Raw genomic sequence first — 12,663 nt, 5'->3', positions numbered from 1 at the left:
CCTCATGGACAGGCAAGGCGCTGCCGCAATGGCGGAAATGATGGCGACGTTGAACGCATCCAATGCGTCTTTGCAAGAGACCATCACGGTGCTGACGACGCTGATGGCATCCATGCAGCAGCGCGAACAACGGTTGCGCGATGTGGTCGCTGAGCAACTCCAGGTGCTGCAACGCGCGGCCAGCAGCGCCGATGCCAAGGTCAACCGGGTGCTTGAGAATGCATTGCCGAGGCTGACGCAGCTGACCAATCAGGCGTTGACGCAGACGCTGGAGCCAGCCGCCAAGCGATTCAACAAAGAAATGGCCACGGCGGACGAGACGTTGCAACAGGCCACCCGGCGTTACGCGCAAGCGCAGCAGACGTTGGAGACACGGATCACGCGCCGCATGGGAATCGCATCCGCCACGATGCTCGTGGCGGGCGTGCTAGGGCTGGGGGCGGTGGCCTACTCGGTTGGCATCATCAACGAAAAGCGAACCGAACTCGCACAGCTTCGAGCTTCCATCGACTACCTGGATCGCGTGTCGCGTGCCGACCTAGCTCCCTGTGGCGAAGGCCGGCTCTGTGCCACCTTGGAGAAGAATGGGCCGCGTTACGGCAACCAAAGGCAATACAGAGCGATCAATCTGCGTGCGACATCAGATTCGCGATGATGCGACGTCGTCATTACAGTGACTGGCTTGCGCGCGACAGGGGCGGCCGAAAAAGCCACATCGCGTGCGGTCGCGCGACTACGCGGCTCATCGAACTCCATCGGCTACCGGCAACTGCCCAGGCCAACCGAGTCGACGCAATGCGTTGCACTCCAGTCAGATGCAACGCACCCGCCACTCACTTCAGGCAGTGGTGCCCGCCAATGATGCGCGCAACGCGCGTAGCTTCTCGACGGGTCACAGATTCCAATCGATCCGCATGCCCGCGATCAACGCATTCTTCAGATCGTTGGTGCGGGTGGGTTCGTTGAACTGGTCCGGGTTGATCACGTAATGCAGGTTCGGCGCGATGCGCAGGCGCTTGGTGACCTGGATGCCGTAGCTCAGCTCCATCATGATCTGGTTGTCGGCCGGGGTGCCGGTGCCGCCAGCGGAGGCGCGCGCCAGGCGCAGGTTTTCGATGGCTTCGTCGCTGTATTTCTGCTGGGTGATCACAAACGCAATGTTGTCCTGCGGGCGGCTGGCGAAGGTGCCTTTCTGCACCAGGCCCAGTTGCACGAAGTGGTCTTCGATCGCCTGGCCGCCGGTGCTCTTGAGGATGGCGCCGAACACGGTCAGGCCGCGGGTGCCGGACGGGTCGGGGTTGGTGACCTGCTGCTCGAAGCGGGCGAACAGGCCCGAGCGGCCCTGCTTGTTTTCGTAGTCCAGGCCGCTGAGCACGGCCGGGTTGCCGTTGCGGTCGCGCAGCGGGTCGGTGTAGTCGGAGTTGTCCTGCCAGCCGCCGAGTTCGTACATCGCGGCCATGCTGCCGTCGCCGCCCTTGTTCTTGTAGCCGATGGCGTACGGCACCACCACGCCGGTGGTGTCGTCGGTGCTCCACTTCAGGCCGTGCTGGCCGTCCTGGGCCTGCACCGGGTTCACCTCGTAGGCGCCCACATGCACGTAGACCTTGGGCGTGACCCAGGCGGTGGCGTGCGCGGCCCAGCTCGAGACCGGCCAGTAGGTGAAGTTGCTGGTGCGGAACACGAAGGTGGGATTGCCGCAGGCCGAGTTGCCCTGGAAGTACTGGCACAGGTCCGAGCCGAGGAAGTGGATGTTGGCCACGCTGCGGCCGGCTTCCAGTTCCAGGCGGTCGTCGAACAGTTTCTGCAGCAGGGTGAAGTTGGCCAGGCGCGTGCCCTGGCCGCCGTAGATTTCCTGCACCGAGGTGCTGTTGCCGATACTGCTGTTGGCCAGGTTGGTGCCGTGGCGGTTGGTGACATACAGCTTGACCGTGGCGCCGCCCCAGCCGAACAGGCGGTCCATGTCGACGTCGGTGCCGACCATCAGCTGGCCTGCGTAGGCGTCGCCGTTCTTGCGCCCGCCATCGATCATCGACGCCGCTTCGCCGGTGTAACCCAGCTTGAGCTTGAAGGCATCGGCGGCATCCTGCGCGTGGGCGAGCGGGGTCAGCGCCAGTGCCAGCGACAGGCACAGCAGGCGGGGACGGGCATGGCGGGGGGCGAGGGCGGTCATGGCAGGACTCCGAACAAAGAGGGCGTGGCCGAGAAGGCGGACGCGACAGCTAAGGGGTGGGCAAGCCGCTGGCCGCGCACGAGGGTGCGCAGCGCAGCGGTGAAACCAGTCAGGGGTGACGCAGATCAGTGATCAGATGCGCCGGATGCGCGGTGTGGAATCGGTCGGGGCGGGGCGGCCTAACGTCAGGCGACCACGTCGGCCACCGGCTTCTTGAGCAGGCGCAGCGCCACCGCGGTGACCACCACGCCGACCACCAGGGCCAGCACGTAATTGAGCAGGTGGGTCACCGCGTTGGGGATCAGCAGCACGAAGATGCCGCCGTGCGGTGCCTTCAACTCGGCACCGGCGGTCATCGAGATCGCGCCGGCCACGGCCGAGCCGATCACCAGCGCCGGGATGGTGCGCAGCGGGTCGCGCGCGGCGTAGGGGATGGCGCCTTCGGTGACGAAGGCCAGCCCGAGCACGCCGGCGGCGGTGGCCGAGCCGCGCTCTTCGACGGTGAAGCGGTTGCGGAATACCCAGGTGGCTAGCGCGATGCCCAGCGGCGGGGTCATGCCGGCGACCATGGCGGCGGCCATCGGGGTATAGACCTGGCTGGCGATCAGACCAGTCGAAAAAGCGTAGGCGGCCTTGTTGACCGGCCCGCCCATGTCGAAGGCCATCATGCCGCCGAGCAACAGGCCCAGCAGCAGCGCGCTGCTGCCCTGCATGCCGCGCAACCAGGCGGTGAGCCAGGCCAGCAGGTCGGCCACCGGTTGGCCGAACACGTACATCATCGCCAGGCCCACCAGCAGCGTGCCCAGCACCGGCAGGATCAGCACCGGCTTGAGTCCTTCCAGATTGCGCGGCAGGCGGATGTAGCGGTTGAGCGCGGCCACGCCGTAGCCGGCGATGAAGCCGGCGATGATGCCGCCGAGGAAGCCGGCGTTGAGGTTGGCCGCAACCAGGCCGCCGATCATGCCCGGCGCGATGCCGGGGCGGTCGGCGATGGAGTAGGCGATGTAACCTGCCAGCGCGGGCACCATCAGGGTGAAGCCGGCCTTGGCGCCGATCTGGAACAGCGACCAGGCCAGCGTGCCCTGGTGCGCATCGTCGCCGGCATAGATGCCGCCGAGCGCGAAGGCCAGGGCGATCAACAAGCCGCCGGCGGTGACGAACGGCAGCATGAACGACACGCCGGTCATCAGGTGCTTGTAGGCGCCGGTGCGGGCATTGCCCTTGGCGTCCGATGTGGCGTTGGCGCCCGCAACCGGAGCTACGCCGCCATGCACGCCGGCCTCGGCCAGGGCTTTCTGGATGAGCGCCGGGCCATCGTTGATCGCCGGCTTGGTGCCGCTCTTGAAGAGTTTCTTGCCGCCGAAGCGGGCCAGATCGACCTCGCGATCGGCGGCGATGATGACGACATCTGCAGCGCGGATTTCCTCGTCGGTCAATGCGTCCTGCGCGCCCACCGAACCCTGCGTTTCCACCCGCATCTGGTAGCCGAGCTTCTTCGCGGCCTGCTGCAGGCCTTCGGCGGCCATGAAGGTGTGCGCGATGCCGGTGGGGCAGGAGGTGATCGCAACGATGCGCTTGCCGCCTGCGCCGGATGCGTCGGTCGTTGCCGATGTACTGGCTGGTGCGGTGGTGGCAGCGAGCTGGCTGACGGCGGCGGCCGGGTCGTCCAGCACCGCGCCCAGGCTCAGATGCAGCAGTTGCGCGTTGCCGAAGCGCGCGGTGTCGGCATCGGCATCGCCGACGATCAGGACGTGTGCGGCGCCGTTGGTCAGCTCGGTCGGCAGTGCGCCGAGCACGCCCTGGTCGCTGCGGATTTCGATCGTCACGCTGCGCCCGGCGGCGCTGGCCGCGCGGCGCAGCGCTTCGGCCGCCAGAACGGCTTCGGTACTGCGTTCGCCGGCGGCGATGACCACGATGGAAGAGGACATGGCAAAACTCCTGCTGTATTGCGGTCGCCGGTGAGGCCGGCGGGGGGAATGTGGGCGTTACGCGTGCGGGTGACGCGTGCCGGGATGACGGCAGCCGGAATGGCACGCGCAGACCTGCGTGGCGGTCGCCGGCAAGTGCAAGGCAGCGCTCACGACAACGTCTCGATCACGACGTCGGCCGCAGCACGGCGCACGCCGTCGGCGCTGAGCCTGCGCGCGTCGCCGCTTTCCAGCCGGCACATCGAAAACGCCGTGGCCAGCCGCGCGCACTGCTCCAGATCGGTGGCCGCATCCAGCAGCGCGGCGGCCAGGCCGGCCACCATCGCGTCACCGGCGCCCACGCTGCTGCCCTGCGCCAGCCGCGGCGGCCGCGCGATCAGGCGCTGGTCGCGCTGCACGAACAAGGCGCCGTCGGTGCCCATCGAGATGACCACCAGCTGGATGCCGCGTGCGATCAGTTCGTGCGCGGCGGCGCTGAGCGCGGCGCGATCGCTCAGCGGGCGGCCGGTCCAGGCTTCGAGTTCGTGCCGGTTCGGTTTGACTGCGTAAGGCAGCGCGTCGCGTGCGGCGCCGAGTGCGGCCACCAGTGGCGCACCACTGGTGTCCAGCAGTACGCGTGCGCCAGCGGCGCTGGCCTGCGCCTGCAACTGCGCCCAGCTGTCGTCCGGCAGGCCGGCCGGCAGGCTGCCCGACAGCACCACCGGCAGGCCGGGGCGCAGCAGCGGGGCGAGCTGATCGGCTACGCCCTGCAGGTGCGGCTGGCCCAGGCGCAGGCCGGGCAGATTGATGTCGGTGGTGTCGTTGCTGCGCGCTTCGACCAGCTTGAGATTGGTGCGGGTCTCGCCGGCCACGCGCTGGCAGTGGTCGGTGATACCGCGTTCGCGGAACAGCGCCTCGAACACGCCGGCATTGGCGACCCCGAGCACGCCGAGCGCGGCGACCTGACTGCCCCAGTCGGCCAGGCAGGCGGCGACATTGATGCCCTTGCCGCCGGCGTCGTTACGCACGCTGCTGGCGCGATGCACAGCGCCCGGCTGCAAGTGATCGAGTTGGATGGTCTGGTCGATCGCCGGATTCAGCGTGACGGTGATGGCCTGCAGGTTCATGCCTGGCCCTCGCGTTTGACTTCGAGCGCGCGCACCTGCTCTGCGGTCTCGCAGTCCAGCGCCTGCTCGGCCAGCTGCTGCAGGGCGCTCAGCGCGGTGCCGCGCAGGCGTGCCTTGACCGCCGGGATGTCGTTGGGCGTCATCGACAACTCCTGCACGCCCAGGCCGGCCAGCAGGCTGGCGCCGAACGGATCGCCGGCCAGACCGCCGCACACGCCAACCCAACGCCCGTGCTTGCGCGCACCTTCGATCGTGCTGCGAATCATGCGCAGCACCGCCGGATGCAGGCTGTCGGCTTCGGCGGCCAGCTCCGGGTTCTGGCGGTCGATCGCCAGCACGTACTGGGTCAGGTCATTGGTGCCGATCGAGAAGAAATCCGCATGCCGCGCCAGCACGTCTGCCTGCGCTGCGGCGGCGGGCACTTCGATCATGATGCCGATCGGCACTTCCGGTGCGTCCAGCTCGGCGCGGATGCGTGCGCAGATCTCGCGCAAGGCGATCAGCTCCGGCACCGAGGTGATCATCGGGAACATGATCGACAGCCGCGCCCCGTCCTTGGCGGCGCGGTACAGCGCACGCAACTGCGGTTCGAGCAGGTCGGGGCGACGCAGCAGCAGGCGCGCGCCGCGGACGCCCAGGAACGGGTTTTCCTCGTGCGGTAGCTCCAGATGCGCCACCTGCTTGTCGCCGCCGATGTCCAGTGCACGCACGATCAGCGGGCGGCCATCCAGTGCCTGCGCCATTGCCAGGTAGGTGGCGTGCTGCTCGTCTTCGCTGGGCGTGCGGCCGCTTTCCAGGAACAGGAACTCGGTGCGCATCAGGCCGACGCCTTCGGCGCCCTGGGCCAGCGCCATCGCGACCTGGTCGGGCAGGTTGACGTTGGCGCCGATGTCGATGTGGTGGCCGTCGGTGGTTTCCGCCGGCAAGGCGCGCTGCGCGGCCTCGCGCTCGCGGATGGCCTGCTGCTCGGCGATATGCGTACGGGCGGCGTCCAGATCCAGTTCGGACGGGTTGATGTACAGCCGCCCGCTGCTGCCGTCGATGATGGCGGTGACGCCGTCTTCGATATCCAGCAACTGGCCGCCGGCTGCGACCAGCGCCGGCAGGCCGAGCGTGCGCGACAGGATCGCGGTATGCGAGGTCGGCCCGCCTTGCGCAGTGGCCAGGCCGAGCACGCGTGCAGTGTCCAGGTTGGCGGTGTCCGACGGCGACAGATCGCCGGCAAGCAGGATGCAGGGCTGCTCCGGCAGGTCGGTCAGGCCGGCGCCGGCGGCGGCCGGGTCGAGCTGGGCCAGTACGCGGCGACCGACATCACGCAGGTCGGCCGCGCGGCCGGCCAGCACCGGGTTGCCGAGTGCGGCCAGGCCCGAGGCGATCTGTTCCACCGCCTGATGCCACGACCACGCCACGCCGTGGCCTTCGACCATCAGCTGGCAGGTGCGGGTGATCAGGTCGGTGTCGTTGAGCAGCTCGGCCTGGGCCTTGAAGATCGCCGCGTCCGAGGCGCCGAGCCGTCGTTGGGTGTCGTCCTGGATCGCCGCCAGCTGCTGGCGGGTGCGGGTCAGCGCGTCGTGCAGCAATGCGCCGCCATCGCCCAGGCCGACCGGTTGATCGGCCACCTCGGTCTGCGCCGCACGCAGGCGGTGCACGATGCCGATTGCCACGCCCGGGCTGGCGCCGATGCCGACGATGGCCGGCTGCGCCTGCGGGGGTGTCCAGCCGATGACCGGGGCGGCGCGGCGTTGCGCGGCGCGTTCGGCGTCGGCCTTTTCCTGCGCGGTCAGGCTGTCCATCACTGCGCGCAGGCGCTTGAGCAGCGCGGCGGCATCGTTGCCTTCGGCCGAGACGGTGATGCTGTCGCCGGCACGCAGACCGAGCTGCAACAGGCCGACCAGGCTCTTGGCATCGGCCGCCTGATCGCCGGCACGCACTTGCGCACGCGCAGAGAAGCCGCGTGCGGTTTCGGCCCAACGGGTGGCCGGGCGGGCATGCAGGCCGCTGGGGTAGGCGATGGTCCAGTCAAATTTTTCGGCCAGATCGGTGGCGGGCGCGGCGCTGGTGTCGGGCGCGCGGTCGCCGGTGAGCGCGGCCACGATCACGCCGGGGTCGTCGGTGGTGAACAGCGCTTCCAGCTGCGCCGGGTCCTGGATCAGCCGGGTCAGGCGGCGCAGCAGGGTGATGTGGGTGTCGGATTGGGCAGCGATGCCGACCACCAGCCGGGTGATCTGGCCGGGGTTCCATTCCACGCCTTCAGGCAACTGCAGCACCGCGATACCGTCGCGGCGCACCAGATGGCGGTCTTCGCCGACGCCGTGCGGGATCGCCAGGCCGTGGCCGAGGAAGGTATTCGCCAGGCCTTCGCGGCGCCGCATGCTGGCGTCGTAGCCCGGCGCCACGCAGCCGGCGGCGACCAATAGCTGGGCGGCCTGGGCGATGGCGTCGTCCTTGTCGCGGGCATGCGCACGCAGGCGTACGAGTTCGGGAGTGACGGGAGCGGCAGGCGACGGAGAGGACAAGACGGACTCCGGGGAGTAGGAACGGGCTGGGCAGTAGTGTGGGAACGTTCCCACACTCAGGTCAATGTGCACTGCACAAAAGCGCTGTAGTGCTTTCGGGTTAGCATCGAATCTGAAGCAGCGCCTGGGTCGAGGTGCGCCAAATGGAGCGGGAACGGTCCCAGTGAGTATGTCCCAGTGAGCATCAGCATCAACGACGTGGCCCGGGTGGCCGGAGTGTCCAAATCCACCGTCTCGCGCGCGCTGGGCACCGGCCCGGTGAGCGAGGAGGTGCGTGCCAAGGTCGAGGCGGCGGTGCGCCAGACCGGCTATCGGCCCAACCTGATGGCGCGGCGATTGCGCTCCCAGCAGTCCGGCATCCTGGGGGTGATCGTGGCCGATATCCGCAACCCGTACTTCACCGCGCTGATCCGCGCGGTGGAAGAGGTCGCTTATCGCGCCAGCATGCGCGTGACCCTGTGCAATACCGACGAAGATCCCGAGCGCGAGGCGCTGTACCTGCAACTGATGCAGGAAGAACGCATTACCGGGCTGATCTTCGCCCCGACCCGGGTCACGGTGGGGCGCATGCACGAACTCGCGCTGGATTACCCGACCGTGCTGGTGGACCGCGCCGGCCCCGGCAGCCGCTACGACAGCGTGGTGCTGGATAACGCCGCAGCGATGGGCGAACTGGTCGCGCATCTGCAGGCGCAGGGCTATGAACGCATCGGCGGGCTGTTCGGCACCAGCACCACTGCGGCCGAGCGCCGCAACGGCTATCTGGCCGCGATGGGCGCGCAGGGGCTGACACCGGCTTACCGCGAAGTGGCGCCCACCGCCGAAGCGGCGATTGCCGAAGTCGGCCAATGGCTGGCCAGCGCAGACAGGCCCGAAGCGATCGTCACCAGTAACAGCCTGCTGTTGATGGGCGCGCTGAAGGCCGCCCGCACCGCCGGCCTGCGCATTCCCGATGATCTGGCCCTGGCCGGCTTCGACAACGAGCGCTGGACCGATCTGGTCGAGCCAGGCATCACCGTGGTCGAGCAGCCGGTCGAAGACATGGGCCGCGCGGCGATGTCGCTATTGCTCGAACGGCTCAAATCGCCGCAGCTGCCGATTCGCCGCCTGGTGATGACCGGCCGCTGCGTGGTGCGCGGCTCCACCGGCGCCCGCAGGCCGGGTATCTAACTGTCCCGAAGTAGCGCCCAGCGCCGGTCAAAAATCCTGGCTCGTCGCGTGTGCGGTGCCCTCACCGCTCGCGGGACACGCCGCAAGTACGTCCCTGTAGGCTCGGTGGCGGCATCCATGCCGCCACACGGTCCCGCAAGCGGCAAGGACACCGCACCAGAATGTTGGTCGGTCGCTTCGTTGAAAGTCTGGCTGTTATTCGTTCGCGTTGCGACGCTGATCGGACGCGCCGTCATCCAAAAACGCGCTTATTGCACTGCTTGCAACCATGCACACCGACGTTCTCGATTGGTCCTTGCCCGCCCACCGTCGCGGGACCTTACGCGGCATGGATGCCGCGTAAGAGCTTACAAGGACGTACTTGCAGCGTGTCCCGCGACGGTGGGCGGGCAAGGGCCCTGCAACGACGCCGCAGATCAGCGGCTTTACAACTGATCTATCCGCACTGTCGAATCGCTTCGACACGTTGAGCCGGTAAAGCCCCATCGCGCCCAAGGGCGCTCCTACGGGGCATCGCGTTTCGTTGCTGCAGCACACACAAAAAAAGCCCCAACATTGCTGCCGGGGCTTTTGTATTTCCGATCAATCGTATGACTCAGCGATCCGGACGATGCGATCCAGCGTCGCCCTGTGCCGCGACGTATTCCTTGGACTGCTCGTCCAGCTTGTCGCCCAGCATGCGGCGCACCACCACGAAGAACAGCGGGATGAAGATCACGCCGAGCACGGTGGCGAACACCATGCCGCCGATCACGCCGGTACCGATGGAGTGACGCGAGTTGGCGCCGGCACCGGTGGAGATGGCCAGCGGCAGCACGCCCAGGATGAAGGCGAACGAGGTCATCAGAATCGGGCGGAAGCGCAGATGCGCCGCTTCCATCGTCGCATCGCGCAGGGTCTTGCCCGCTGCCCGCTGCCCGCTGCTCCACCGCGAACTCCACGATCAGGATCGCGTTTTTCGCCGCCAGACCAATCACCGTGATCATGCCGATCTTGAAGTACAGATCGTTCGGCAGGCCACGCAGCATCGAGAAGACGATCGCACCCAGCACGCCGATCGGCACCACCATCAGCACCGCCACCGGAATCGACCAGCTTTCGTACAGTGCGGCCAGGCACAGGAACACCACCACCACCGACAACGCCAGCAACAGCGTGGCTGCGTTACCGGCGATGATTTCCTGGTACGACATGCCGCTCCAGTCGAAGCCGAAGCCCGGCGGCAGGTCGTTGTTGACGATCTCTTCCATTGCCGTCATCGCCTGGCCGGAGCTGCCGCCCGGAGCCGGATTGCCGACGATGTTCACCGCCGAATAGCCGTTGTAGCGGTTCAGTGCCGGCGAGGCGTAGGTCCAATCGGCCTTGACCACATTGCTCAGCGGAATCATTCCCGGCTGCCCATCGGCACCGACGGCTGTCGCACTGGGGCTGAAGAAGCTGCGCAGCGACTCGGGGCCGGTACGGAACTGGTCGTCGGCACGGATGTTGACGCGCTTGATGCGGCCTTCGGAGAAGTAGTCGTTGATGTACACAGGCGCCAGCATCAGCTGGATCGAGCTGTAGATATCGCTGACTTCCAGGCCCATCGACTGTGCCTGCACACGGTCCACCGACAGCTGCAGCTGCGGCGCGTCTTCCAGGCCGTTCGGGCGTACACCCACCATGGTGTCCTGCTTTTCCGCCGCCTTGCCCAGCACGATGTTGCGCGCCTGGGTCAGGGCTTGCTGGCCTGCGCCGGAGCGGTCCTGCAGCCACATGTCGAAGCCGCCGAACTGTCCCAAGCCCTGCACGGTGGGCAGGTTGACCACAAAGATCTGTGCGCCCTTGATGCCGTAGAACATGCCGTTGAGCTGCTTGATCAGCTCCTCTGCGGTCACATCGCGGTCTTCCCACGGCTTGAGCCGGATGAAGCCCATACCCACGTTTTCGCCCGAGCCCAGGAAGCTGAAGCCGGCGATCTGCAGCATGCCTTCCACGGCCGGCTGCTTCTCCAGTACCGCACGCATCTGCGCAAAGGTCTCGTTGGTCCGGATCTTGGTGGCGCCAGGCGGCAACTGCACGATGGCTACCGCAAAGCCCTGGTCTTCTTCCGGCAGGAAGCTGCCCGGCATGCGCGTGAACAGGAAGCCGCACAACACCACCAGCACCACGAACACGATCATCCACGGCGGCGAGTGCTTGAGGGTATTGCCGACCACGCCCACATAGCGATGCGCCAGCTTGTCGTAGTACTTGTCGAAGGTGCGGTAGATCCAGTTCTTCTTGGTCGAATGGGTCGACTTGAGGAACGCGCCGCACAGCGCCGGGGTGAAGCTCAACGCCAGGAACGCGGAGAACCCCATCGACATGGCGATGGTCAGCGCGAACTGCTTGTAGATCGCGCCCGAGGCGCCGGGTTGCAGCGAGGAGGGGATGAACACCGCCGCCAGCACCACGGTGATGGCCACCACCGCGCCGGTGATCTGGGTCATCGCCTTCTGGGTGGCCGCCTTCGGCTCCAGGTGCTCCTCGCTCATGATGCGTTCGACGTTCTCGATCACCACGATCGCGTCGTCGACCACGATGCCGATCGCCAGCACCATCGCAAACAGCGTCAGCTGGTTGATGGTGAATCCGATCATGTACATGCCGAAGAACGTACCCAGCAGCGCGACCGGAATCACCAGCGTGGGAATCACGGTGGCGCGGAAGTTCTGCAGGAACAGCAGCATCACCAGGAACACCAGCACGATGGCTTCCACCAGCGTGTGGATCACTTCCTCGATGGAGATACGCACGAAGGTGGTGGACTCGTACGGCGCAAACCAGGTTACGCCCTGCGGAAAGGTCGGCTGCAGTTCGTCGAGCTTGGCACCGACCGCTTCGGACACATTCAAGGCATTGGCGCCCGGCAACAACTGGATACCGAACGCACCGGTGGGCTTGCCGTTGTACTGGGTATCGAAGCCGTAGTTGCTCGGGCCCACGGTGACGCGCGCGACATCCTTCAACCGCACCGTGGCACCGTTACTGTCGGTGCGCAGGATGATGTTCTCGAACTGGTCCGGCGAGCTGAAGCGGCCCTCGGCCGAGACCGTGGCAGTGAAGCTGATGCCTTCCGGGGTCGGGTCGGCGCCCACCGAGCCGGCGGCGAACTGCACGTTCTGGTTACGCACTGCGGTCAACACCTGGGTCGCCGACAGGTTGTAGCCCTGCAGCTTCTCCGGGTTCAACCAGATGTTCATCGCGTACTCGGCGCCGAACTGGTTGGTGCTGCCCACGCCGGGCACGCGCGAAATCTGCTCCAGCACGCGCGAGCCGACGATGTCGTTGAGCGCGTCGCGGTTGATCGACGGGTTGTCCGAGCGCAACGCGGCCACCATCAGGAAGCCGGCGTTGGCCTTGGCCACCACCACACCCTGCTGGGTGACTTCCGAGGGCAGGCGCGGCGTGGCCAACGACACCTTGTTCTGCACCTGCACCTGCGCGATATCCGCGTCGGTGCCGGTTTCGAAGGTCAGCGTGATGGTCACGCGGCCGTTGGCCGCCGAAGACGAATTAAAGTACAGCAGGTGGTCGATACCGGTGAGCTGCTGCTCGATGACCTGGGTCACCGCTTTTTCGGCGGTATCGGCGCTGGCGCCGGGGAAGTTGGCGGTAACGGTGACCTGCGGCGGGGCGATCGTGGGGTACGACTCGATACCCAGATTCAGGATCGAGATCACGCCGGCAAGCGAGATCAGGATCGCCACCACCCAGGCAAAGATCGGGTGTTCAATGAAAAACTTAGGCAT

Annotated in this window: 6 protein-coding genes and 1 pseudogene; 2 read left to right on the top strand and 5 right to left on the bottom strand. The window is 66.9% G+C overall.

What is annotated here, in order from left to right:
• The first annotated feature begins 4 nt into the window (after positions 1-4).
• Positions 5-655, top strand: a complete 651-nt coding sequence (locus tag NYR97_RS21435) for a hypothetical protein (protein ID WP_316695668.1) — start codon at positions 5-7, stop codon at positions 653-655.
• Positions 656-892: 237 nt separating this feature from the next.
• Here NYR97_RS21435 and NYR97_RS21430 read toward each other — a convergent pair whose 3' ends face one another.
• The 4 genes from NYR97_RS21430 to ptsP form a co-directional block, all read right to left on the bottom strand.
• On the bottom strand, positions 893-2,170 hold the full coding sequence (locus NYR97_RS21430; RefSeq protein ID WP_316695667.1) for a carbohydrate porin: 1,278 nt from the start codon (positions 2,168-2,170) through the stop codon (positions 893-895).
• A gap of 185 nt (positions 2,171-2,355) precedes the next feature.
• Positions 2,356-4,098 carry a PTS fructose transporter subunit IIC gene (locus tag NYR97_RS21425; protein WP_316695665.1) on the bottom strand — a complete coding sequence of 581 codons (1,743 nt, stop codon included), beginning with the start codon at positions 4,096-4,098 and terminating at the stop codon, positions 2,356-2,358.
• A gap of 149 nt (positions 4,099-4,247) precedes the next feature.
• The gene (pfkB, locus tag NYR97_RS21420) at positions 4,248-5,204 is read right to left on the bottom strand and encodes a 1-phosphofructokinase (RefSeq protein WP_316695664.1); all 957 of its coding nucleotides are present in this window, start codon (positions 5,202-5,204) and stop codon (positions 4,248-4,250) included.
• A complete protein-coding gene (gene ptsP / locus NYR97_RS21415) occupies positions 5,201-7,720 on the bottom strand; it encodes a phosphoenolpyruvate--protein phosphotransferase (protein ID WP_316695662.1) in 2,520 nt (839 codons plus the stop codon). Before ptsP ends, pfkB begins: the two co-directional genes overlap by 4 nt.
• A gap of 177 nt (positions 7,721-7,897) precedes the next feature.
• Between ptsP and NYR97_RS21410 the strand changes: the two genes are divergently transcribed.
• A complete protein-coding gene (locus tag NYR97_RS21410; RefSeq protein WP_316695661.1) occupies positions 7,898-8,890 on the top strand; it encodes a LacI family DNA-binding transcriptional regulator in 993 nt (330 codons plus the stop codon).
• Between the two features lie 595 nt (positions 8,891-9,485).
• Here the strand turns inward: NYR97_RS21410 and NYR97_RS21405 are convergent.
• Positions 9,486-12,663 (bottom strand): annotated as a pseudogene (locus NYR97_RS21405) (multidrug efflux RND transporter permease subunit).

This window comes from Xanthomonas hydrangeae (assembly GCF_032697525.1).
Classification (GTDB): Bacteria; Pseudomonadota; Gammaproteobacteria; order Xanthomonadales; family Xanthomonadaceae; genus Xanthomonas; species Xanthomonas hydrangeae.
This window is presented reverse-complemented; position numbering and strand designations above follow the sequence as displayed.

What these genes read in the sequence shown, in the direction of transcription:
- NYR97_RS21435 (WP_316695668.1), top strand. Translation starts at nt 5, where the DNA reads ATGGACAGGCAAGGCGCTGCCGCAATGGCGGAAATGATGGCGACGTTG.
- NYR97_RS21430 (WP_316695667.1), bottom strand. Translation starts at nt 2,170, where the DNA reads ATGACCGCCCTCGCCCCCCGCCATGCCCGTCCCCGCCTGCTGTGCCTG.
- NYR97_RS21425 (WP_316695665.1), bottom strand. Translation starts at nt 4,098, where the DNA reads ATGTCCTCTTCCATCGTGGTCATCGCCGCCGGCGAACGCAGTACCGAA.
- pfkB (WP_316695664.1), bottom strand. Translation starts at nt 5,204, where the DNA reads ATGAACCTGCAGGCCATCACCGTCACGCTGAATCCGGCGATCGACCAG.